Below are 24,201 nucleotides of genomic sequence, written 5' to 3'. Positions count from 1 at the left end.
CTGACCCGGGTGGACAGTAACCTGACGCTTCGGGGGCTCCTTCTGATTGATCGGCGGTTGGGGGTATCCTCGGGCCGTCCTTCTGCCGATACAACACGGGGGACTTGACGCGGGAGCCTGCGCCTTCCATCATCCTCCCCGGCAATGAAATCACCCCCTATACACATTCAGGAGGTCTACGCATGATGCTCCGTTCGCTTCGTGCCGCGCTCATGGCGGTTCTTCTGGTCGCTCTTCTCTCCGCGCCCTCGTTCGCTCAGCTGGAGTCGAACTTGAGCTCGATGGCCGAGAGCTACGCGACCGCCTACCTCCAGCCGCTCTCATCGGCTCTGGGGGCGTCCTTGAACTCCGCCATCTTCCGGTCGGGAAATGTTCCCTTTGTCGGGTTGAACTTCTCGCTGGATATCAACGGAGTCATGGTGCAGTTCTCCGACGACGATCGCACCTACTCCCCGACCCTCCCGGACGGGTTCTCCCCGGTGGACGCGCCGACGGTCATTGGTGATACGGCTTCGGTCTACTCGGAAGGTCCCGCGGGCGTAGAGATCGCATTGCCGGGCGGCTTCGATCTGGACCGGCTGCTGACGGGTGTACCACAGCTGACGGTGGGGTCCGTACTCGGAACCCGGGCCGTGGTGCGCTATGTGTCGCTGGACCTCGGGGACTCCGAGTTCGGCAACTTCCGCCTGCTCGGCCTGGGCGGCCAGCACAGCATCTCCAGGTACCTTCCCGGGCTGCCGGTGGATCTTGCGGCGGGCGCCTTCTGGCAGAGCCTCCAACTGGGCGATGACCTGCTTACGGCCACGGCACTGCATGTGGATGTGACCGCCAGCAAGAAGTTCGGGATGATCATCTCGGTCGAACCCTATGCCTCGATCGGGATCGACTCCTTCACCATGGAAGCCAGCTACACGGAGGAGACGCTCGGCCAGGCCGTGGAAATCGCCTTCGATCGGGAGACGAATCCGCATCTGACAGTCGGTGCCGGACTCAACCTCCCCATCCTGAAAATCCACGCCGAGGCGAACATCGCTGCGGTGAACGGCTTTGCCGCCGGAATCAGCTTCGGAATCTAGGGAGGGAATAGAAACATGAGGCGAATGACTCTCGGGAAAATCGGACTTGTCGGACTGCTGGCACTTCCGCTCCTGGCGCCGACCTGCGTGGAGGAGCGCGTGGTGGATCTGGTTCTCGGCGGGATGACCACGACCGCCTTCGAAGCGCGCGGTTCCGTCAATGCCATCGATGACGCGGCGACGCACGATCTTGCCGCCGAGGTGGACCTGAACGCCATCCTCTCGGAGAACGGCGTGTCGGTGGATGACATTCGGAGCATTCGGGTGTCGGGGATCAGCTACCGGATCACCAGTCCGGACCCGAATCCTGCACGCGAGGTGAACGGAGCCCTGGTGACTCTGGCGCGGGACGGCGGCCCGGTTGTGAATCTCGTGGTGGGTCTGGACGCACCGGCCGGGATCGGGACGGACTGGATTGATGTCATGGACCTGTTGGACTCCGACGGCGTGGACCTCCTGAACGGGGCGCTTGCCGATGTCCTGACCGCCGCGCAGCTCGGGGCCAGTCCGGCCGTGTCGATCACCTATTCCGTGACGGGAGCGTCGCTTCCCACGGGAGAGGAAACGAACTTCGACTGGGAACTCGGCGTCTCGCTCCACATCGTCGGCGGTGTGGCGGTGGATGTCCCCGTCTTCTAGTAGGATCGCGCCGCCCGGCAGGTTCTGCTGCGGCTTCGCCGGGGGGCGCCTGACTGCGTCGATGGAGGCGGACTCAATCCTCGACGGGGCTCAGGCCCCGCCTCCGGTTGATCCCACCTCATCGTCTTGTCAGCCGCCCCCCGGCAAACCCTCGCGACGAACCTTCCGGGCGGCGCGATCCTTCGGAGCGGGTGGGAGAGGGGGGGAGGGGGAAGAAGGGCGGGATTGTGTACCCCGGTGGCACTATCCGGAACACCCTCGCGACGAACCTTCCAGGAGCCAACGCATTGGGTCGTACCGAGATGCGCAATCCACGCAGAGGGGACAGCCATCGTGAAGCACCTGGGCGTATCCACCCGGCTCACACTTCCCACCCACAATCTTCCGAACACCGTGGAACTGCCGGGCGCATCGCGGGGGTTGACACCGCACCGGCGCCGGAGTATTTTGCCACCACGCTGACGCTGTTAGCACTCTCCGTGGGTTGGTGCCAAGCGGCTCCCCCGACGGAGAAAACCGTCCCTCAGCCCCTTCGGACCGGCGAATCCGGGCCTGGAGGAGCGGGGAAAAACCTCGAAGGAGGAAGTCAGGATGAGCATCAAGCCCCTCAGTGACCGGGTTCTGATCGAAGCCCTGGAGGCTGACGAGAAGACCGAGAGCGGCATCTACATTCCGGATACCGCCAAGGAGCGCCCGTCGAAGGGCAAGGTCGTGGCTGCCGGACCCGGCCGCCGCACGGATGACGGGGAGCGCGTGCCCCTCGAAGTGAAGGAAGGCGACGAGGTTCTCTACGGGAAGTACTCGGGGACCGAGGTCACGCTTGGCGACAAGGAATACATGATCCTCCGCGAGAGCGATCTGCTCGCGATCCTCTAGTTCGATCACAGGTTGTTGGACTCCGCGGGCCGGATGGGCGTCGCGGGTCGGTTCTGAAGAAAGGAAATGAAATGGCCAAGATGATGGAGTTTGACACCAAGGCGCGCGAGGCGCTCCGACGCGGTGTCGACAAGCTGGCAGACGCAGTGAAGGTCACGCTCGGTCCGAAGGGCCGGAATGTCGTGATCGACCGGAAGTACGGATCCCCGACGATCACCAACGACGGCGTGACGATCGCCAAGGAGATCGAACTCGAGGACGCGTACGAGAACATGGGCGCCCAGATGGTCAAGGAAGTCGCCACGAAGACGAACGATGTCGCCGGTGACGGCACAACGACAGCCACGGTTCTCGCGCAGGCAATGCTCCATCAGGGGCTGCGCAATGTGACGGCCGGTGCCAGCCCGATTTCGATCAAGCGCGGCATGGACAAGACGGTGACGGCGGTTGTGGAAGCCATCCACGCGCAGTCCAATGAGATCAAGGGCAAGGAGATGGTCTCGCAGGTCGCGACCATTTCCGCGAACAACGATCCCTCCATCGGGGACATCATCGCCGAGGCGATGGACCGCGTCGGTGAGGATGGCGTGATCACGGTCGAGGAAGCCAAGTCGATCGAGACCTCGCTGGAGACGGTCGAGGGACTGCAGTTCGATCGCGGTTACCTCTCGCCGTACTTCGTGACCAACGCGGAGCGGATGGAAGTGGCCCTTGAGGACGCGTACATCCTGATCCACGACAAGAAGATCTCCAACATGAAGGACCTCCTCCCGATCCTCGAGAAGGTCGTCCAGGTGGGTGCCCCCCTTGTGGTCATCGCTGAGGACATCGAGGGCGAGGCGCTGGCCACGCTCGTCGTGAACAAGCTCCGTGGTTCTCTCAACATCGCCGCCGTCAAGGCCCCCGGGTTCGGGGACCGGCGGAAGCAGATGCTCGAAGACATCGCTGTGCTGACCGGCGGTCGCGTCATCAGCGAAGATGTCGGTTACAAGCTGGAGAATGTGACCACGACGGATCTCGGTCGCGCCAAGCGCATCACGATCGACAAGGACAACACCACGATCGTCGAGGGCGCAGGAGAGAAGGACCAGATCAAGGCCCGGATCTCCCAGATTCGGACGCAGATCGAGGACAGCAGCTCGGACTACGACCGCGAGAAGCTCCAGGAGCGCCTCGCCAAGCTGGCCGGCGGCGTCGCTGTCATCAATGTGGGCGCCCCGACCGAGACCGAGATGAAGGAGAAGAAGGCCCGCGTGGAGGACGCTCTGGCGGCCACCCGCGCCGCGGTCGAGGAAGGGATCGTCCCGGGCGGCGGTGTGGCCCTGATTCGTTGCCTCGATACGCTCTCCACCTTCGCCTCCGGACTGGAAGGCGACGAGAAGATCGGTGCGGAGATCGTGATCCGTGCGATGGAAGAGCCGGTCCGCCAGATCGCCTACAATGCCGGGCAGGAAGGGTCGCTGATCGCCCAGCATCTGAAGGCCGAGACTTCCTCGACCACCGGGTACGACGCCGCGGCAGGCGAGTACAAGGACATGCTGGAGGCGGGGATTCTGGATCCGGCCAAGGTGACGCGCAGCGCCATCCAGAACGCCGTGTCCGTTGCCGGACTCATCCTGACGACGGAAGCCATCGTCACGGATCAGCCGGAAGACGAGAAGGCCGCCGGTGGTGGCGCCCCGGGCGGCATGGGCGGCATGGGCGGCATGGGTGGCATGGGCGGCATGATGTAACCCGCCACCTGCCAGACCGGGCGCGTCCCATCGACGCTCCCGCACCGCGCCCCATCCGTTTCGTCGGGTGGGGCGTTGGTGTTTTTCGAAGATAATCCCGGGGGGATCGAGTAACCTGCCCCTTCGGGTTTCCGCAGGGGGGCAGGATGAGCGATCTGAGCCGCATCACGCTGTCCGGAATCGGGCTTGTGGGCCACCACGGCTACCACCCGGCTGAGAAGGAAATGGGCCAGCGATTCGAGGTGGATGTAGACCTCTTCGCGGACATCGAGGCGGCGGCCCACAGTGACGACCTTGCCGATGCCGTCAACTACGAGGAGGTTTACGCCTTCGTGGAAGAAGTTGTCCGGGGAGATCGCTTTTCGCTGGTGGAGGCGCTCGCGGTCGATCTGGCCGAGACCATCCTCGACCGCTTTCCGGTGGACGGCGTGCGCATTCGTCTGCGGAAGCCGAGCATTCCCTTCTGCCCCAACCTGGGGTGCGTGGAAATCGAAGTGGAGCGGGGGAGCATCAAGCCGTGATCGAGGCAGGCGTGGCACTGGGAGCCAACCTTGGAGATCCCGCCTCCGCGTTTCTCCGGGCCTTGAATGCGTTGGCCGCCGAAGACAGCGCCGCTTCCGTCACGCTGTCGGGCCTGTTCGATACGGCACCTGTGGGCGGTCCGGAGCAACCGCCTTTCGTCAATGCCGTGGCGGTCATCCGGACCGACCTCTCTCCCGAATGCCTGCTGGACCGCCTGCACGAACTGGAGCATGAGGCCGGGCGCGTGCGGGGGGAGCACTGGGGGCCGCGCGTGCTGGATCTGGACCTGTTGTGGCATGGCGACTCCATCGCGAATGACTCCACGCTGAACCTGCCTCATCCGGGCATCCGCGACCGGAGCTTTGTGCTGGAGCCGCTTGCAGAGATTCACCCGAACTGGCGACACCCGGTCGAGGGGAAGACCGCCAGAGAAATGCGTGATGAGCTGGCAGCCTCGGGTCGCTGGACTCCATGCCGCAGAATCGGTCCGCTTCCCGGATGGACGGGAGGGGAAGCGGTATGACGGAGCGCGAGAATCGCTACATTGCGGTGGAAGGTGTGATCGGAGTGGGCAAGACGACACTGACGCACCGTCTCGCCAAGTCGCTCAGTGCCGTCGAAGTGCTGGAAGTTGTGGAGGAGAACCCTTTCCTCGCGCGGTTCTATGACGACCCGGACTCTTATTCTTTCCAGACGCAGATCTTCTTCCTGCTGTCCCGTTACCGGCAGCAACGGGAACTTTCGCAGCGGGATCTCTTCCGCGAACGCGTCGTGGCCGACTATCTCTTCGCCAAGGACCGCATCTTCGCCACGATCAATCTGGGCGAGGACGAACTGAGCCTCTACCGGACCATTGTTCCGCTCCTGGAGGCCCGATTGACGCGGCCGGATCTTGTCGTCTACCTGCAAGCCACGACGGACACGCTTCTGAATCGGATCAAGCATCGCGGACGACCGTTTGAACGGAACATCTCCAGCGAGTACCTGGAAACGCTCTCCGAAGCCTACAACCACTTCTTCTTCCATTACGAGGAGACCCCGCTTCTGATCGTCAACACGAATGAACTGGATCTCGTTGGAAGCGACAGCGACTACGAAGGACTTCTTTCGATGATTCGTCGCCACGCTTCCGGCACCCACTATGTAGGCGCAGTCTAAACCGCACACCTCGACCGGGCCGGTCCCGGTCGGGTACACTGGCCGCTCCGGAAGGAGGGGGTTCCCATCGCACGAGAGAAGTCGCCGGTGTCCGTGAGAACGCTGCACGCCATGAAGCGGCGTGGAGAGCGGATCACCGTGGTCACCGCCTACGACTACCCCTCCGCGCGCATCTGCGACGAAGCGGGCGTGGATGCGCTCCTGGTGGGGGACTCGCTCGGGATGGTCGTGCAGGGGCACGAGAACACCCTCCCGGTCACGCTGGACGACATGGTCTACCACGCGCGTATGGTAACGCGCGCCCGGCCGCGCGCTTTTGTGATCGCGGACATGCCCTTTCTTTCGTTCCAGTCCGGGCGGCATGACGCCGTGCGGAACGCGGGCCGGCTCATCAAGGAAGGGCGCGCGCAGGCGGTCAAGCTGGAGGGCGGCCGGGAGTTCCTGGATGTCATCGGCGGCCTGACGGATGCTTCCATCCCGGTCATGGGACACCTGGGGCTCACGCCGCAGTCGATCCACCGTTTCGGCGGGTATCGCGTGCAGGGGAAGGACCGTACTTCCCGCAAGCGACTGATCGAAGACGCCACCCTGCTGGAGGGCGCGGGGTGTTTCTCCATGGTTCTGGAGGGGATCCCCTACGAACTGGCCGCAGAGATCACCGCTGCGGTGGACATTCCCACAATCGGGATCGGGGCGGGACCGCACTGCGACGGGCAGGTCCTGGTGTTCCACGACATTCTCGGTCTGGAGAACGGAATCCAGCCGCGGTTTGTGAAGCGGTACGCAGAGGTCGGCCGCGTGATGGTGGAGGCGCTGCGGCGTTTCCGGGTCGAAGTCCGAGACGGCGCTTTCCCTGACCTGGAGCACAGCTACAGTGCCGGAGAGCGGAGGCCCGACCGTGGAGATCGCGAAGACGGTTGAGGAAGTCCGCCGGGCGGTTTCCGCAATCCGCGAGGGCGGCCACCCGGTGGGGTTCGTCCCGACCATGGGTGCGCTCCATGAAGGCCACCTCTCGCTGGTGAGATTTGCACGGCGCCGCGGGGCGTCGGTGGTGGTCTCGGTCTTCGTGAATCCACGGCAGTTTGGCCAGGGAGAGGACTTCGGAACCTATCCGCGGGATCGGCCCCGGGATCTTCAGCTTGCAGAGGAGGCGGGGGCGTCGGTGTTCTTCGCTCCGTCGGTTCCAGAGATCTACCCGGACGGATTTGCGACCACGGTTCGTGTGAAACCACTGGAAGCGGGGCTTTGCGGTCGCGTTCGCTCCGGCCACTTCGAAGGCGTGGCGACGGTGGTGGCGACGCTGCTGAACATCGTCCGGCCGGACTTCTCAGTGTTCGGAGAGAAGGACGCCCAGCAGGCGCTGATCGTCAAGCGGCTGGCTGCGGATCTTCGCCTGCCGGGGCGCATCCTGACGGCGCCCACCGTGCGGGAGAGTGACGGTCTGGCCATGAGTTCGCGGAACGCCTACCTCTCGCCGGAGGAGAGGCACGCGGCGGCGGCCATTCCCCGGGGGATTCGCGCGGCGGAAGAACTCTATGCGTCCGGCGAACGCTCCGCGGCGCAGCTCGTTTCGGCAGTGCGGAGCGAACTGGCGGGAGAGCCTCTTCTGTCGGAGGAGTATGTGGAGATTGTGGACAATGAGACGATCGGGCCCTGGCCTGGCGGGGACGCTCCCGCGCTCCTGGCCGTGGCCGTTGGCGTGGGCGCGGGGCGACTGATCGACAATGTGTCTCTGGGGTCGGCGGTCGCCGACGGAGACGGAACGGGAGAAGGGTCGTGACGGAAACAGACGGAGTGGCGGTGATTCTCGCGGCGGGGGAGGGCAAGCGGATGAAGTCCGACCTGCCCAAGGTGCTGCACGAAGCGGCGGGAGAACCTCTGCTGGCGCATGTCGGTCGTGCGGCACGCGAGTCGGGTGCGGCGCGGATCATCGTCGTGATCGGGAACGGCGCGGATCTCGTGCGGGACGCCTTCCGCGAAGAAGGCTGGGAGTTTGTCGTCCAGACGGAGCGTCTGGGCACTGCCGATGCCGTACGCCGTGCCGCGCCTCTTCTCGGCGAGGCGGATGGGGATGTGCTGGTGCTGGCCGGAGACACGCCGCTTCTTCGAGGAAGCACGCTGGCCACGCTCCTTGCCCGGCATCAGGAGAGTGGTGCCGCCGTGACCGTGCTCACCGCCCGGTTTGCCGATCCCTTCGGGTACGGTCGGATCGTGCGCAATGACGACGGTGACTTCATCGGCATCGTGGAGGAAAAAGACGCCACCGTAGATCAGCGCGCGATCGATGAAGTCAACTCCGGCGTCTACTGCTTCTGTCGGGAGGACCTTCTCTCCGCTCTTGCACGCATCGGGGCGAACAACGCACAGGGCGAATACTACCTGACCGATGCCGTCGGCATTCTCCGGCGCGCCGGGAAGAAAGCGGTGGCCGTCGCGGCAGCGCAGCCGGAAGAGATCCTCGGCGTGAACAATCCGGATCAACTCCGGGAAGCGTGCGAGATTCTGGAGCGGGAGGGATCATGAGTGGCCGGGACGCGGAAGGAACACTCCTCACGCGGCTCTGGGCCACCTGGCGAATGAAGTACATCCGCTCCATCGGCGAACCCACAGACGGCTGCATCTTCTGCACACTCCTTGAGGAAGAAGACGGCCCCGGAAATCTCGTGCTGCATCGGGGGGATACCTGCTTCGTGGTCCTGAATCTCTACCCGTACAATAACGGGCACATGATGGTCGTCCCGAAACGCCATGTGTCCGAGTTCGGCGAGTTCAGTTCGAAGGAGGCTTCGGAAGTCATGGAACTGGCCGCGCTCATGCAGCGCGTTCTGGATTCCACCCACCAGCCCCACGGGTTCAATCTGGGGATGAATCTGGGCCGCGTCGCGGGGGCGGGAATCCCGGATCACCTGCACCTCCATCTGGTGCCGCGGTGGACCGGCGACACCAACTTCATGCCCGTGACGGCAGAAACCAAGGTGCTGCCGGAGGCGCTGGAGGCCACCTGGTCTCGCATCCGCGAGGGCGTCATTGCGGAGCTGGAGAAGAAGGAGGGGGCGGAGTGAAAGCCGCCGGGCTCATCGGAGGGGTTGTCGCAGCCGCAGTCGGTTTCGTGTTTCTTCTGTCGTCCGGGAAGGGTGAGCGAGCGGAGTCGCTTCGCACTGACGGTTCGCCCATTCGCGTGGAAGTGCTCAACGGCAGCGGGGAGTCCGGCGCGGGGCTGATTCTTGCGGAAGAACTGAGGGATGTGGGCTTTGATGTCGTCGCCATCGGGAACGCGCGACGCTTCGATTACGAGCGGACACTTGTGCTGGATCGTGTCGGGCAGCCGGAGTACGCGCGGCGCGTCGCATCCGCACTGGGAGTGGAGCCCTCCGTCCAGCAGAGGAACACGGACATCCTGCTGGATGTGACGGTCATCCTCGGGAAGGATCGGGCGACGGCCCGGAAGGAGGGAGCATGACGGTTCGCCATCGAAGTCCCGGCATTCTCGTGTTCGGGATTATACTGGGACTCCTCATCGGGGCGATTGTCGGAGAGGCCATTGGCCTCATTCTCCCGGACGGCGTGGTGAAGGAGTTCTTCCTTCTGTCTGTCGGTACTTCCGTGGGCCCGGCCACAGTGAATCTTGTCGCGTTGTCCTTCACGGTCGGCTTCACCGTGAAGATCAATCTGATGGCGGTGCTGGGGGTGGTCTTCGCCACCTACCTGCTTCGCTGGTACTAAGAGGAGGAGACGGACATGCCGGGCGGTATCGGCGGAATGGAACTCATCCTCATCTTCCTGATTGTGCTTCTGGTGTTCGGCCCGAAGAAGATCCCCGAGGTGGCGCGCGGGATCGGGAAGGGCATCCGCGAGGTTCGCAAGCTCTCCACCGAGATGCAGCGCGAAATGAACCTGGCCGAAGCGGTGCGGGAGGCGGAGTCCGGGGAAACTCCGAAGGCGGGGAAGGAGTCTTTGCCCACAGGGATCCGGGATGAGACCTCCGCGAAGGACACGGACTCGCCGGAAGTCCCCAAGGGAATGGACGACCCGGTCTAGCACCTCATGCGGCGCCCGTCCGGGCTGTCGCCGCCGGTGAGCCGGGGCGACCACCCGGAAAGGCGGGTCCGCGAGGGCGTCTCCGGTCAGTTCTCTCGCAGGTAGGACAGCACGGCGTCGTCCGGCGTCCACAGGGTCTCGGACCGCGTACGGAAGTCCTCGATCTCCGCGTTCACCAGAAGCTGCTCCAGCCAGCCCGCCAGGAGGCGCTGCCGCTTGTCACCGATGAGCCGGTTGCGGATCTCCGCCTGCTTCTCGACGAAAAGGGCTTCCTCGCCCGGGATTCGCTCTTCCACCATCAGGACATGGAAGCCCCGGTCGGTCTCCAGGACTTCGGATACGGATCCGGGATCCATGGAGAATGCCGCCGCGCTGAAGTCGTTTCGGACGCCGACTCCCGGGACGAACGAATCCCGCGTGAACTCCTTGGGCGTCTTGATCTCCGTTCCCAGCTCTCGCGCGATTCCCTCGAGCGATCCGTCCGATGCGGCGACGGCGGCCTCCAGCGCCTCCTGCGCCCGGGTGGCACGGAGTTCGCGGACGACATAAGCGCGGACCGTGTCCAGTACCTCGTCCATTGGCTGGGCATGGGCGGGAATCCGCTCCACGAGCCGGTACAGGAAGAAGCCTTGATCATTCTCCTCAGGATCCGGAGAGGTCGCGCCCGGATCTTCGCGGAATGCCAGGTTGCGGACGCCTCGCAGGTACCCGATGCCCGGCACGCGCTCGCTCCGGGTGAAGGGGTCCGTTCGGACCAGCTCGATGCCGAACTCGTCCGCGGTCTTCGCGAAGTCACCGCCCTCGGCGAGCGCGGCGGCAAAGTCGTCGCTCCGGGCCGCCGCCTTCATGATGGTCTTCCGGGAAGGCTCGACGCGCATCAGGATGTGTCGCGCCCGGACGAGGTCTCGATCCTCTTCGGTCTTCTTCTCTTCCACCTTCACAATGTGCAGGCCGAAGTCCGTCCGGACGACTTCGGAGATCTCTCCGGGATCAAGCCCCATGGCCGCGCTCTCCAGAGCGGGGGGCATCTCCCCGACGCCGAAGAACCCCAGATCTCCGCCGCGCTCCGCAGACGCGGGTTCTTCCGACCACTCCGTGGCGAGATCCGCGAAGTCCGTTCCTTCGAGGGCCATCTCCCGCAGGTCCAGGAGATCCTGACGAACCTCTTCGGAATCCGCCGGAGAGGGTGTCTTCGGAAACTGGATCACTTCCAGTACGGCCTGCTCCCCGATCTGGAAGTCCTCGCGATGGGATTCGTAGTAGGCGGTGAGCGCGGTCTCAGGCGGCGTCTCGTCCGCCTCCTCCAGTTCCACCGCGCTGATGAGCGAAGTGACATGCTTCACGCGCGCGGTTTCATGCTGGCGGTCGAACTGGGAGCGGACCTCCGCGGAGGTGACGCGCGCATTCATCCCGACATAGGCCACGAGCTTGTCCATGGGCATCGTGGATCGGATGTACTGCTCCACGCCCGACCAGTCGATGGACGGGTCCGCCATGGCCCGCTGATAGGCGACGGCGTCGAACTGCCCCTCTTCGTTGACGAACTGGGAACGCAGGATGGCGGGCGGGTTGCTCCGGAGCACTTCCAGCACTTCCGCATCCGAGGCCCCGATCCCGTACTTCTTGACGCTCTGAACGAGCAGCGTTTCCTGGATGAGCGTGAGCCATGTCTGGGATTCGATGCGCTCCAGGTCCGCGTCGTCGGGCGAGCGCCCGGTGCCCTGCTCGAACTCGCGGACGGTGTTCTGCCGAGTGGCGCGGTAGGAATCGAACGGGATGTCCTGTCCGTTCACCTTCCCAATGGCACCGCCGCCCCCCGGGCCTCCGCCTCGCGTGGACTGCATGCCCCAGTCGAAGAAGATCAGCCCGAGAAAGGCGACCAGGGCGAGGAAGAGGACCACGCGGGTCTTCTCCCTGAGAGTGTTCATCAGCATGGCGGATCTCCCGTGAGTCTCAGCGCAGAAAGGTTCCGGTTCGCGGAAAGCCCGGCGAAGATATCACGCCTTCGGAAGGGCGGGCAAGCGTGAGGGCGACGCGTCTTGACACCCCCTGCGCAGCGGTGATAATCGATTCACGCATGAGAAATCCCGCCCACCGGCCCTGCCGACCACTCCTTTCAGCCGTTCTGAGCGTCGTTCTTCCGCTGGCTTTCGCCGGATGGGCCGGTCGCTGTGCCGCCGGAAGCCCTCCTGCCGTCTGGCCAACGGATGCTGGCTGGTGCGTCACTTCCTCCTTCGCGGAGTTCCGCCCCGGGCATTTCCACTCGGGGATCGACATTTCCACTTGGGGGCGCGTCGGTTACGAGTGCCGGGCGGTGGCCGATGGCGAGATCTCACGCGTTCGCGTGTCCTGCTACGGCTACGGGAAAGCGGTCTACCTTCGGCTTCACGATGGACGAACTGCCGTCTACGCCCACCTGTCCCGCTTTGCCGGAGCGGCGGCGGACTCCGTTCGCGCTCTTCAGGACGCCGCGGGGGACGCGTACCTGGACTACGAGTTCGCACCGGGGAGCCTCCCCGTTTCCCGGGGGGAGGTGGTGGCCTACACGGGCCAGTCCGGCGTGGGTGTGCCGCATCTGCACTTCGAAGTCCGCGACATCGACGAGCGGCCCATGGACCCGCTGGCACACGGGTTTGGCGTTAGGGATGACTCCCCTCCCGGGATCGTCCGCGTGGGGCTGGTGCCGCTCGAACCGGGATCCGCCGTCGAGGGGAAAGCGGGGACCGTGCTGTTCCCCGCGAAGCGCTTCGCCTCCGGGACACGCGGTGAGCCCGTGCCCGTGCGCGGGATGATCGGAATCGAGGTCGAAGTCGAGGAAACGACCTCCGGCTGCCGTCGGGGGCTGGGGCCGTCGCGCCTGGCGCTTCTGGAAGACGGCGAGGAACGGTGGAGCATCGACTACGACCGCTTCGACTTTGCGGATGCGGGGAAGATGGACCTTCGGGTGGATCCCCGCTATTCGTACGAAGGGCGGGGGCGCTTCCACCGGCTCTGGACTTCGGAAGCCGAGGCTGCCTCCGGTGCGTTTGCTCCCTCGGGAGACGGGGCGCTTTCGGGCGAAGCCCCGGGGGAGCGGGTCCGCACGCTGGAGATTCGCGCACACGACGCTGCCGGAAACGAGGGCGGTCTGACCGTGGTCTTGTCGTTCGCGCCGCCGCCGGGCGTGGCGCTCCTTGCGCTGGCCCCGGGAGGGACTTCGGCGGATTCGATGGAAGTCCTGGGCGTCGTGGACAGACCGGGGCGCGCCGTCCGGCGGGTTCGCATGGAATGGTCCACGGACGAAGGCCGAAACTGGAGCGCACCCGTGGATCTCCCGGTGGGCGAGACGGGCGCGTTCGGTGCGTGCTTCGCTCTGGCGGGCGTACCGGCTCTCGTCCGCGTCTGGGCGATGGATGCGCTGGGCGTGGAGAGTGCCCCGGTAGTCCGGGCGACTCCCGGGCACCCGCCGGCGGAGGTCGTGTTCTCCACACCGACGGTCGTCACAGCGGGTGCATGGCTGGAGCTACTCTTCCCCCGGGAAGGCGCGCCCGGGGACTTTCCCGGCGCGGAGCCGTGGGGGCGAGGCGGGCTTCGGCTGGTCCTTCCCGCGGACGCGCCCCGGAGTTCCACGCTGCCCGCCGCGGGTCTCGGCGCGGACCCCTGGGGGCGTCCGGCCCGCCTTCCCGCACTCCCGGTTCCGGGCACGGCTCGGGTGGACGGGCGGACCCTTCTGATCTCTCCCTCGGGCCTCGGCACATGGACGCTCCCGGACGGGGCCTTTCGCCGTCCCGTCTTCGCGCGGCTCCACGAGATCCCGCCGCCGGAGGACGGCGCCCTTCGCCCGGCAAGCTCTCTCTTTCGGCTGGATACGGGGTGCATCTCTCCGGCGGTGCCGTGCTCCGTCGCCATCGCGCCCGGCCCCGGGAGTTTTGACCCGCTTCGGCTCGGACTTTTCGTGCAGGAACGGGATGGTTTCGGTACCATCGGCGGGGCGTGGGAACCCGCCCTGGAAGCTTGGGTCGCCGAGGTTCGAACCCCGCTGCCCGTGGGGCTGTTCGAGGATTCGATCCCCCCGATCATCGAACCGGGTCGGCTGGAGCATCGAGCTGACGACTTCGTGTTTCGATTCACTCTGCGGGACGACGGCGCGGGCGTGGACTGCGATGGCGTCGAGGTTCTCGTGGAAGGTCTGCCGACCATTGTCGAACTCGACACGGAGACGGGAGAGGTCGCTGCGCGCTTCCCGGCTTCCGTGCCTCGCGGAGAGTCCGTCCGTGTGAAGATCGTCGTGGCGGACCGGTGCGGAAACCGGGTGGCATCGGAGCTTGAGCTTGTTCTGGAGGAATCTTGAAGCACTGCGACTTCGTACATCTGCACAACCATACCGAGTTCAGCCTTCTCGACGGTGCAAACCGAATCCGGGATCTCGTGGCCCGCGCCAGAGAGTGCGGAATGCCCGCGCTGGCGATCACCGATCACGGCGCCATGCATGGATGCGTGGAGTTCTACAAGGAGGCGCGCAAGCAGGGCGTCAAGCCCATCCTCGGGTGCGAAGTGTACATCACCACGGGAAGCCGCACCGATCGGATCCCCACCAGGGGCGGCGGTCCACGCACGCATCACCTGGTGCTGCTGGCCCGGGACGCGGCGGGGTATCGCAACCTCATGAAGCTGACTTCGGCCGCATACCTCGAGGGGTTCTACTACCGCCCGCGGATCGACCATGAACTTCTTTCGCGTCACTCCGAAGGACTGATTGCGCTGACGGCCTGCCTTCAGGGAGAGGTTCCGTCGCTTCTTCTGGAGGAGAAGGAAGACGAGGCGCTTCGGATCCTCGGGACCTATCAGGACATGCTCGGCGCGGAGAATGTCTATGTGGAGGTTCAGGATCACGACATCGACGAAGAGCGCCGCGTCATCCCCATGCTTCGGCGGATCGCCGACCGCTCGGGTGCGAAGATGGTGGCCACCAACGACTGCCACTACGGGGCGCAGTCGGATGCGGAGTCTCACGACATCCTGATCTGCATCGGGACCGGCAAGGAGTTTGACGACCCGAAGCGCCTCCGAATGAGCACGGACCAGCTCTACTTCAAGACCGCCGACGAGATGAAGGAGCTTTTCCGTGACATTCCGGAAGCGGTCACGAACACGCTGGAGGTCGCGGAGCGGTGCAATCTGGAACTGGAACTGGGCGTCAACCGAATGCCCCGCTTTCCGATTCCCGAGGGGGCGAAGGGCGAAGCGGAGTACCTCGCCGGGCTGGCGCACGAGGGGATGGCGGCCCGGTATCCATCGGCGGACGAGACGGTTCGTAAACGCCTTGAGTACGAACTGGGCGTCATCACGCAGATGGGCTACCCGGGATACTTCCTGATCGTGCGGGACTTCATCCATGCGGCGAAGGACCGGGGCATTCCCGTCGGCCCGGGCCGGGGTTCCGCGGCGGGGTCTCTGGTTGCGTACTGCCTTGAGATTACGGATGTGGACCCGATCGCCCACGGGCTTCTCTTTGAGCGGTTCCTCAATCCCGAGCGCGTGTCGATGCCGGATATCGACATCGACTTCTGCTACGAGCGGCGCGCGGAGATCATCGACTATGTCGTGAACAAGTACGGGAAGGAGAGCGTCTCGCAGATCATCACCTTCGGGTGCATGGCTGCGCGGGCGGTGATTCGGGATGTGGGCCGCGTTCTCAAGGTGCCGTTCGGGGATGTGGACCGCATCGCGAAGATGGTGCCCGATGATCCCGACATGACGCTCGCGAAGGCCTTCTCCATGAATCCGGACTTCGAGCGGCTGGAGCGGGACGACGCCACCTTCCGCCGACTGGTAGGGCACGCGCGGGTGCTGGAGGGGCTGTCCCGACACGCCTCGACTCATGCGGCAGGCGTGGTGGTGGCGCCGGGAGACCTCACCGATTTCGTTCCGCTCTTCAAGTCCGGGCGGGATGAGATCACCACGCAGTACGACATGAAGTGCGTGGAGGATGTCGGACTGCTCAAGATGGACTTTCTGGCGTTGCGCACGCTGACGGTTGTGCAGCGCGCGCTGGACATGGTCAACGCACGACTCGGGCAGACGATCACCCCGGCCGAAATCCCGCATGACGATCCGGCAACCTACGAACTCCTGGCGTCCGGCGAGACGGTGGGCGTCTTTCAGTTGGAGAGCGGTGGAATGCGCTCGATGCTCCGGAGCCTCCGCCCCACCGGATTCAACGATATCGTCGCGGTCAATGCGCTCCATCGACCCGGGCCGCTGGGTGCGGGGATGGACAAGGAGTTCATCGACCGGAAGCACGGCCGCCGCGAAGTTCAGGTGCTGCATCCCGAGATGGAACCCATCCTCCGCGACACGCACGGCGTCATTCTCTATCAGGAGCAGGTCATGGCCATCGCTGCGCGGATGGCGGGCTTCTCTCTCGGAGAAGCGGACCTTCTGCGTCGGGCGATGGGGAAGAAGAAGATCGAGGAGATGGACCGCCAGCGGGAGAAGTTCGTGGCGGGGTGTGTGGGGCGGGGGATCGCCGAAGGGGTTGCCGGGAAGGTCTTCGATCTGATGGCGCACTTTGCGGGATACGGCTTCAACAAGTCCCACTCGGTGGCGTACGCCGTCCTTTCGGTTCAGACGGCATGGCTCAAGGCCAACCATCCGGCGGAGTTCCTGGCGGCCACGCTGACTTCGGAAATGACGAAGTCGAAACGGATGCCCGTCCTGATGGAAGAGGCCCGGCGAATGGGGCTTTGTCTTGTGCCGCCCGATGTCAATCGTTCAGAGACGGGCTTTATCGTGCGGGACGGCGCGATCATCTTCGGAATGGCGGCCGTCAAGAATGTGGGTGTCGGTGCGGTCGAGCGGGTTCTGGAGATTCGCTCGCAAGACGGAGAGTTCGGGTCGCTGATCGACTTCGTCACGAGGCTGGACTCGAAGGTTCTCAACCGGCGTGTCGTGGAAAGCCTCGTCCAGGCCGGGGCGCTGGATTCCTTCGGCACTCACCGCGCCGAAGTGTTTGAGGCCGTGTTCGATGCCATGGGACACGCTGCGCGGCTTCAGCGGGAGAGAGACCTCGGGCAGACCTCTCTGTTCGGCGAAGGAATCGGAGACTCCACCGTCGTTCCATTCCGGGATGGGCTTCCCGAGGTGGAAGAGTGGACGAAATCCGACCTTCTCCACCGGGAGAAAGCGGTGCTGGGTTTCTACTTCTCCGGGCACCCGTTGTCCCGGTGGCGGCGGGAGATTCGCTCCTTCGCGACGGCCCGGACGGATGATCTGGAGAACCGAACCGACGGGACGGACATGATCCTCGGGGCGCTGGTGGTCGCCGTCCGAACCAAGCTGGATCGGCGTGGGAACCGAATGGCGTTTGTGGAACTGGAGGACTTCACGGGAACCGTGGAGGCGCTGGTCTTCTCGGAGCCGTATCGAGATTGCGCCGAAACGCTGGCCGTGGATTCGATGGTCCTGATCGGGGGGACGCTTTCCGTGAAGGACGAAGGGGAGCCCAAGATTCTGCTGAACCGCGCCATGCCGCTCGATTCCGTGGCGGAGGGGCTCACCGAGAGGATCGTGCTCGATGTGATCGACTCAGAAGTGGGCGATGTGTTCGTGGAGAAGGTGAAGGAAATCGGTCGCCGTCGCCTCGGGGGGCTCCCCACCGTGCTGCGCGTGGGGCTCTCCGACGGGAATATGGTCCCGGTGGAGGTCACCGCTGTGCGGCTCCGGGCGGATGAGGAAACTCTGGAGGAACTGGAGGGACTGGTGGGGGAGAACGCCGTCCGCCTCGCGGGGCGATGGCCCGCCGGGGTTCGCGAAGGCCGCAGAGGGCGTCCGGGGCAGAGGTAAGGGCAATGGGCGCTCCGCGGAGAGGGTTCGTTGACATTCCGAAAACGGGTCTGATACCGTCCCCGGCGCCGGGAGTGGCCCGCCCGCGTCCCGCTCCGGATGCGTGCCGGGCGCGGCGGAGGGGCATTTCCCACCGGAGGAACCGATGACCGGATTCGCGAGCAGATCAGGGATCACTTTCAGCCCCCGCAGTCGGGTTGGGGCGGCGGCTTGTCTTCTTCTCCTCCTGCCGTGGGCAGGTGCACTTGCCGACGAGACCGCTTCCACCGGTTTCCTGGTGCCATCCCGTGTCCTGGTGGATTCCCCGACGGCGGGGCTTCTGCCTCCCGGCACATTTGAATCGCGGGCCCGGGTCTTCCCGGGAGGCGGCGTGGAGTTTCGCGTGGACATCGGCCTGCAGGACTGGATCACGGTGGGGGCCGGTTTCGGCGGGCTGAAGGTGATCGGGGATGGCGAGCCGGACTGGAACCCTCACCCGGGGATTCTGATGAAAGTCCGCGTTGCGGAAGAGACCTACACCATGCCGGCTTTCGTCATGGGAGTGGATACACAGGGCGCCGGGTACTACGACACCGGACTGGCCCGATACCAGTTCAAGTCCCGGGGCGTTTATGCGGTGCTCTCGAAGAACTACGCGGTGGGCGGAGACCTCTCCATCCACAGCGGAGTGAGCCGATCGCTGGAAGATCTGGACGACTCCGACCCCACGCTCTTCGTGGGCGCGGAGAAGAGCCTCGGGGATGCCTGGAGTATGGTGCTGGAGTACGATCTTGCCACGAACGACGACCTTTCCGATGGGGTCTACGGTCGCGGGCGGGGCTACTTCAATGCCGCATTCCGATGGAGTCTTGCCCCCGATGTGGAGGTGCGCTTCGTGATCCGGGATATGCTGCGCAACTCCGAGAAGCTGGATCCGGGTCTCGCGGAAGTTCTGGTCGACGAGGGCTGGGGCCGGGAGTTCACGCTATCGTACGCGGAGTCCTTCTGAGGCCGCGCTTCGTCCGGGCGGATCGATCGCCCGCTTCCATCGTGTGGAGATGTGCATGAGCGAGGGATCGGGAGGCTGGTTGGACTTCGAGCAACCTCTTGTGGAACTGGAGACCAAGATCCGCGAACTGGAGGATCTTGCTTCCAGCGAGGAGTTCGAGGTTCGCGATGAGCTGCAGAAGCTCGAAGGGAAGGCGGAACAGCTTCGTCACCGCATTTTCTCCAGGCTGACGCGGTGGCAGACGGTTCAGCTTGCCCGGCACTCAAAACGCCCGCAGGCACTCGATTATATCGACCGGATGACCACGGGTTTCTGCGAACTCCACGGGGATCGCCGTTTCGGGGACGACGGGGCCATTGTGGGGGGTATCGCGGGATTCCGGGGGCGAAAGGTCATGGTGCTGGGGCACCAGAAGGGGCGGGATCTCAAGGAACGGCTGGCACGGAACTTCGGCATGCCCCACCCGGAAGGCTACCGGAAGGCCATGCGCCTCATGGAACTGGCGGGGAGGTTCGGTCGCCCGATCCTGAGCCTGATCGATACGCAGGGCGCGTTCCCCGGCGTGGAGGCGGAAGAGCGAGGCCAGTCCGAGGCCATCGCGCGGAATCTGTTTGTCATGGCGCGTCTACCCGTTCCGATTGTCGGGGTGGTGATCGGCGAAGGCGGAAGCGGCGGGGCGCTGGCCATGGCGGTCTGTGACCGGATCTACATTCTTCAGCACGCGGTTTACTCGGTGATCTCTCCGGAAGGGTGTGCCGCCATCCTGTGGGGAGACCGGGCGAAGGCCAAGGACGCGGCCGAGGCCCTGCGCGTGACCGCGCCCGATGTGGAGGAGCTTGGGATTGTGGACGGGGTCATCCCGGAACCGGAGGGCGGCGCCCACCGGGATCCCGCGGAAGCGGCACGGCTGGTGGGAGATGTACTGGAGACGGCATTCACCGATCTGGCCGCCGTTCCGGTGGAGGAGCTTCTGGCGAATCGCATGGAGAAGTACTCGCGGATGGGCCGATACTTGGAGGACGGCGTTCTCCGGGGCGGGGGGGCGTCTTGACAGTTTTCAGGGATCGTTGCAAGTTCAACCCCCTGCGTACGATCCGTGTGCGCGGGCTCGGCGCGGACACGGTTTCTTTCCCGTCCGCAGGGGCCGTTCGGTTACCACTTTCAGAACCTGGAACACGAATGCGGAAACTCCATCTTGCGGGATCCAAACCAGCGGCGGCGGTTCTTGTGGGGGCCGTCCTGAGTGCACTCTCTCCGGTGGGGCTTCTCTTGCAGCCGTCGGCCCTCGCCGCGGAAGCGTCAGGGATTCGTGTGATCTCCTCCGACGAGCGATCACTGGTCGTCGAATGGACGCTGCCCGAGCGGGCGCTGGAAGATGTCCCCGGTCGCGGAGCTACCAAGCGGCCCACTTTCAGCCGGGCGGTGCATCTGGCCAGGCCGGGAGAGGCGGACCTGCCATCGGCCGTAGGGCTTCTGGGCATTCCCCCCGGGGAGATCCCGAAAGTCACGGTGTCTGCGGTTTCCGTGACCCGCAGCCCCTTTCCCTATGCCTTGAGCACCCGGATGGACGAATCGGACGACGCGCCCGGGAGTGCCGCGATCCGCTCGCACCCATGGGCGGAGATTGCGGGAACCTCGAGCGTGAGGGGGCAACGAGTGGCCCGGCTGGTCTTCCATCCCGTTCGGCATGACGCGGGGTCGAGGGAGCTCGTATGGGCGGAGCGCTTCATCGTCCGGTTGGACTTTTCCAGGCCGGAGACGAGTCGGGCGGGCATTCCGCGTCGGGATGCAGCGGACTTCGAAGCGGCCTTCGATTCGGCTCTCCTGAATGCTCGAACGGCTCGTCGCTGGCGGACTCCGCGCCGGGCGGGGGGAGTCCGGGGTCTCGGGGACTCCTTCGGTTCGGCGCCGGTCTGGTTGAAGGTGCCCATCCAGGCGGGGGGGATGTACCAGCTGGACTACTTTACCTTCAACGATGTCGGCGTGGATCCGGGATCGGTGGACCCGACGACCATTCGTGTGTTTTCCGGGTCCGGGATCGAACTGCCGGAGGATTATTCGGTCGCGCGTCCTGAGTTCATGTCCGAGTGTGCCCTTCTGGATCTCGGCGACGGGGACAGCGTTTTTGATCTGAGTGACCGTTTTGTCTTCCATGCGCTCGGCCCTTCGGCCTGGGGGGCGGAGTATTCTTCGTCCCTGGCCCGCACCGACCACATCGACAACCCGTACAACCGGGAGACCACCTACTGGATCACCTGGGGCGGGTCGTTCGTGGATCCTCCGGCGCGGATGACCACGCGCAGCGCGGCGGCGAGCGCCACTTCCTATGCGACCACGGCACCGCATCGGATTCACTTCGAAGAAGACAATCTGGAGAGTTTCAAGCATCGGGATGAAGACGGCTGGATGTGGGAGTCCCTTTTCGGCAGGGGAGACAACCGGTCGTACTCCATGTTTCTGGATCGCGCAACATCTCCGGAAGCAATGGTCAGGGCGCGACTCTACAGCTTCCAGGGGAGTCTTACGGCACCCCAGCGGGATGTTGAGCTCTATCTTCAGGGAGGGTTGGCCGCGGATACGGTCTGGACGCACTCCGCGTACCTCGCGACGATGGATCTGTCGGGGAGCGTATCCACGCTGCAAGACGGAACGAACTCGCTGGTCATCAACGCAAGTTCCGAGGGAGCGACCTTCTCCGACCATCTTTACCTCGCCTGGTTTGAGGTGGAGTACGAGAGGGCGCTGGAGGCGGAGGGGGGACACTCGTTGTCCTGGTACTCCGATCCTGCGGACAGCGTCTCGGACTACCTCCTCTCCGGCTTTGATGCGGCTCCGGACGACATCCTTCTGTTCGATGTGACGGACGCCCACGAAACGGTACGCCTCACCGACTACACCGTCTCCGAGGCGCTGTCGCCGCATGGTGTGCGCATGTCGGATTCGCCGGGCAGCGGTGTTCGCTGGTACACCTGCGTGTCACCTGCCGGGTTTCTCTCGCTTCCCCCGGCGGAGACGGTCGAGATCGTCGGCCTCCGGAGTCCCGCGCGGGCCGCGGAGTATCTGGTCATTACCCACTCGAAGTTCCGGGAAGGCGCTGAGCGTCTTGCCTCGCTTCGTGCGGGTTTTGCCCCTCATCCGTACACGACGGCGGTGGTGGACATCGAGTCCGTGTTCAATGAGTTCGGGTGGGGCATGCAGGATCCTTCCGCCATCCGGGACTTTCTGGCCTATGCGCTGGAAAGCTGGTCGGTGAGCCCGCTGTATGTGGTGCTGGTTGGAGACGCGGTCTTTGATGTGAAACAGAACCTCTCCGGCAGTCCGGAGAATTACATTCTCCCGTACAACAATCGTTATCGCCAGATCAACACTCAGTACGAGGGCGGTGACAACGGGTCCTTCTACGCGACGGATGACTTCTTCGGCTATCTGGAGACCGCGGACTACGACAGCGCGGGGGCTCAACCGGCTCTCGATGTCGTGATCGGGCGCTTCCCGGTTTCCACCACGGCGGAGTTGGATGTCATGCTGGACAAGCTGGAATCGCAACTGAACTACGAAACTCCGGGACACTGGCAGAATCGGGTCGTCATGGTTGCGGATGACGAGCGCACGGACACGGACTCCGCGCGCGAGTCATTTCATACGACGCAGGTGGAGGCCCTCGCGAACGGGTACCTGCCCACCGCTCTGGAGCGCGTGAAGATCTACCTCACCGAGTACCCCAGAAACGACTTCGGGAAGAAGCCCGAGGCCCAGCAAGCGTTCATCGAGGAGTTCACCCGGGGAGCGCTCATGGTGACCTACACGGGGCACGGGGATCAGAACACGATGGCTCACGAGGAGGTCTTTGTGTCTCAGAAGATCCCGGAGCTCTTGAACGAGACCCGGACTCCTCTCTTCTCCACATTCTCGTGCACGGTGAGCCGGTTCGATCTACTGGGCGGAGACAGCATGTGCGAGCTTCTCCTGTTCCATCCCGACGGAGGCGCGGCGGTGACCTTTGCATCCGGTGGGCTCGTGCAGGCCGGAACGAATGCCGCGCTGAACAAGTTCTGGCTTCAGGCGATGTTCGGAACGCCGTATCTGGTGGAAACCAACTCCCGGGCGGTGAAGTCCGTGGGGCTGTCGGCAATGGAAGCCAAGATGATGATGCCGTCGAGTGTTCCGGTGAGGATCAACAACGAGAAGTATGTGGTCCTTGGAGATCCCGCGATGGAAGTACGCTTCGGCGAGTACTTCGTCCGGTTCGACTCCACGACCGTGGACTCCAGCTACACGGAGGGCACGCTTCGGGTCATTCGGGGGCGCGTGGTGGATGAAAACGGGCAGACCGTGGACGGAACGCACGGTTCGCCCGCGTTCAACGGGACGGCATTCGTCATGACGACGGAAACCGCGGACACGACCGGCTACGACTACACGGACTATTACGGCGTGGAGAAGCACATTCCCTATCGGATTGAAGGCCCGACCTCCTTCCGGGGAGATACGCCGATCACGGCGGGCGAGTTCGAAGTGAAGTTCTTCCTGTCGCAGGGCGTGCTTTCCGGGAACAGTGGCCGCGTCAGCGTGTTTGCTCTGGAAGACGATCTTCTGCGTGACGGTTCCGGGGGGTACGACTCCCTGGTCGTCGCGCCCACGATTTCGCCGGAGCAGGTGGAAGATTCCGAAGGACCGGGTCTTCGCATCTCATTTGAGGGGTATGACAGTTTCGTGAGCGGAGACTATCTCTTCACCGACAAGCCCGTTCTCCTGGTGGATCTCGCGGATTCCAGCGGGATCAATCTGCGGCCTCATCCTCAGTTCGCCCGGCTGGAAGTGGATGTGGACGACCATGAGCGCGTGGATCTCTTTGAGGACTTCATCTATCAGGACGGAACTTCCACGACCGGTCGTGTCCGGCGCGTCTTGCCTCTGGGTTCCGGAGACCATACGATCGTGGTGAAGGCGTTCGACAATGTCGGCAACCGAACCATTGAATCGGCAAGTTTCCGTGTGGTTCTTCCAACCACGGATTTCGAAATCGACGAAGCCTTCACCGCGGTATACCCGAACCCGTTCTCGGATGAGGTGGCGTTCGTGTTTCGCGTGACGCAGGCTGCGGAGGTCACGCTCAAGGTGTTCACGGTAACCGGCCGAAAAGTCAGGGAGAGGGGGCCTGTCTCCGTGTCTGCTGGAGAGGGTCGCATCATCTGGAATGGGCATGACTCGAACGGAACGCCCATGGCCAATGGAACCTACATTTATCTCCTCGAAGCGGAGTTTGATGTCCCGGGCGGGAGTCGAACGACGGACGAGTTCATCGGGCGTGTCGTGCAGATGCGCTAGTTGCCTCCTGCAGGCAGGC

20 protein-coding genes are annotated in these 24,201 nt (G+C 64.4%); 19 read left to right on the top strand and 1 reads right to left on the bottom strand.

Annotated elements, in window-relative coordinates; translation table 11 throughout:
* Positions 1 to 182: 182 nt before the first annotated feature.
* The 14 genes from QF819_06475 (at position 183) to QF819_06410 (ending at position 10,042) form a co-directional block, all read left to right on the top strand.
* Entirely contained in the window at positions 183 to 1,076 is an 894-nt protein-coding gene (locus QF819_06475) for a hypothetical protein (GenBank protein MDP6802803.1), read from the top strand.
* Between the two features lie 15 nt (positions 1,077 to 1,091).
* The gene (locus QF819_06470; GenBank protein ID MDP6802802.1) at positions 1,092 to 1,715 is read left to right on the top strand and encodes a hypothetical protein; all 624 of its coding nucleotides are present in this window, start codon (positions 1,092 to 1,094) and stop codon (positions 1,713 to 1,715) included.
* 591 nt (positions 1,716 to 2,306) lie between these two features.
* Complete coding sequence (gene groES, locus QF819_06465) at positions 2,307 to 2,591, top strand: co-chaperone GroES (GenBank protein ID MDP6802801.1); 285 nt, start codon at positions 2,307 to 2,309, stop codon at positions 2,589 to 2,591.
* A gap of 71 nt (positions 2,592 to 2,662) precedes the next feature.
* On the top strand, positions 2,663 to 4,324 hold the full coding sequence (gene groL / locus QF819_06460) for a chaperonin GroEL (protein ID MDP6802800.1): 1,662 nt from the start codon (positions 2,663 to 2,665) through the stop codon (positions 4,322 to 4,324).
* 146 nt (positions 4,325 to 4,470) lie between these two features.
* A complete protein-coding gene (gene folB / locus QF819_06455; protein ID MDP6802799.1) occupies positions 4,471 to 4,845 on the top strand; it encodes a dihydroneopterin aldolase in 375 nt (124 codons plus the stop codon).
* Entirely contained in the window at positions 4,842 to 5,369 is a 528-nt protein-coding gene (gene folK / locus QF819_06450) for a 2-amino-4-hydroxy-6-hydroxymethyldihydropteridine diphosphokinase (protein ID MDP6802798.1), read from the top strand. Before folB ends, folK begins: the two co-directional genes overlap by 4 nt.
* The gene (locus tag QF819_06445) at positions 5,366 to 6,004 is read left to right on the top strand and encodes a deoxynucleoside kinase (GenBank protein ID MDP6802797.1); all 639 of its coding nucleotides are present in this window, start codon (positions 5,366 to 5,368) and stop codon (positions 6,002 to 6,004) included. The genes folK and QF819_06445 overlap by 4 nt, the downstream gene beginning before the upstream one ends.
* Before the next feature lie 66 nt (positions 6,005 to 6,070).
* On the top strand, positions 6,071 to 6,925 hold the full coding sequence (panB, locus tag QF819_06440; protein MDP6802796.1) for a 3-methyl-2-oxobutanoate hydroxymethyltransferase: 855 nt from the start codon (positions 6,071 to 6,073) through the stop codon (positions 6,923 to 6,925).
* Positions 6,903 to 7,784 carry a pantoate--beta-alanine ligase gene (gene panC, locus QF819_06435; GenBank protein MDP6802795.1) on the top strand — a complete coding sequence of 294 codons (882 nt, stop codon included), beginning with the start codon at positions 6,903 to 6,905 and terminating at the stop codon, positions 7,782 to 7,784. The genes panB and panC overlap by 23 nt, the downstream gene beginning before the upstream one ends.
* A complete protein-coding gene (locus tag QF819_06430; GenBank protein ID MDP6802794.1) occupies positions 7,781 to 8,527 on the top strand; it encodes an NTP transferase domain-containing protein in 747 nt (248 codons plus the stop codon). The genes panC and QF819_06430 overlap by 4 nt, the downstream gene beginning before the upstream one ends.
* Positions 8,524 to 9,066, top strand: coding sequence for an HIT domain-containing protein (locus tag QF819_06425; GenBank protein MDP6802793.1), 543 nt, complete (start codon positions 8,524 to 8,526; stop codon positions 9,064 to 9,066). The genes QF819_06430 and QF819_06425 overlap by 4 nt, the downstream gene beginning before the upstream one ends.
* Complete coding sequence (locus QF819_06420; protein ID MDP6802792.1) at positions 9,063 to 9,464, top strand: LytR C-terminal domain-containing protein; 402 nt, start codon at positions 9,063 to 9,065, stop codon at positions 9,462 to 9,464. The genes QF819_06425 and QF819_06420 overlap by 4 nt, the downstream gene beginning before the upstream one ends.
* On the top strand, positions 9,461 to 9,727 hold the full coding sequence (locus QF819_06415; GenBank protein MDP6802791.1) for a DUF4321 domain-containing protein: 267 nt from the start codon (positions 9,461 to 9,463) through the stop codon (positions 9,725 to 9,727). The genes QF819_06420 and QF819_06415 overlap by 4 nt, the downstream gene beginning before the upstream one ends.
* A 15-nt stretch (positions 9,728 to 9,742) precedes the next feature.
* Positions 9,743 to 10,042 (top strand): twin-arginine translocase TatA/TatE family subunit, encoded by a 300-nt coding sequence (locus tag QF819_06410; protein MDP6802790.1) that lies wholly within the window; start codon positions 9,743 to 9,745, stop codon positions 10,040 to 10,042.
* A gap of 86 nt (positions 10,043 to 10,128) precedes the next feature.
* Here the strand turns inward: QF819_06410 and QF819_06405 are convergent, their stop codons facing one another.
* Positions 10,129 to 11,976, bottom strand: a complete 1,848-nt coding sequence (locus QF819_06405) for a peptidyl-prolyl cis-trans isomerase (protein ID MDP6802789.1) — start codon at positions 11,974 to 11,976, stop codon at positions 10,129 to 10,131.
* Positions 11,977 to 12,119: 143 nt separating this feature from the next.
* Here QF819_06405 and QF819_06400 point away from each other — a divergent pair, with 143 nt between their 5' ends.
* From QF819_06400 to porU, 5 genes are all read left to right on the top strand, one after another.
* The gene (locus tag QF819_06400) at positions 12,120 to 14,372 is read left to right on the top strand and encodes a M23 family metallopeptidase (protein MDP6802788.1); all 2,253 of its coding nucleotides are present in this window, start codon (positions 12,120 to 12,122) and stop codon (positions 14,370 to 14,372) included.
* Positions 14,369 to 17,866, top strand: coding sequence for a DNA polymerase III subunit alpha (locus tag QF819_06395; protein ID MDP6802787.1), 3,498 nt, complete (start codon positions 14,369 to 14,371; stop codon positions 17,864 to 17,866). The genes QF819_06400 and QF819_06395 overlap by 4 nt, the downstream gene beginning before the upstream one ends.
* Positions 17,867 to 18,011: 145 nt before the next feature.
* Positions 18,012 to 18,854, top strand: coding sequence for a hypothetical protein (locus QF819_06390; GenBank protein ID MDP6802786.1), 843 nt, complete (start codon positions 18,012 to 18,014; stop codon positions 18,852 to 18,854).
* A 55-nt stretch (positions 18,855 to 18,909) separates the two neighbouring features.
* Complete coding sequence (locus QF819_06385) at positions 18,910 to 19,905, top strand: acetyl-CoA carboxylase carboxyltransferase subunit alpha (GenBank protein ID MDP6802785.1); 996 nt, start codon at positions 18,910 to 18,912, stop codon at positions 19,903 to 19,905.
* 128 nt (positions 19,906 to 20,033) lie between these two features.
* Complete coding sequence (porU, locus tag QF819_06380; GenBank protein ID MDP6802784.1) at positions 20,034 to 24,182, top strand: type IX secretion system sortase PorU; 4,149 nt, start codon at positions 20,034 to 20,036, stop codon at positions 24,180 to 24,182.
* Positions 24,183 to 24,201 lie beyond the last annotated feature (19 nt).

It is taken from the genome of Gemmatimonadota bacterium (genome assembly GCA_030747075.1).
Lineage (GTDB): Bacteria > ARS69 > ARS69 > ARS69 > ARS69 > ARS69.
This window is presented reverse-complemented; position numbering and strand designations above follow the sequence as displayed.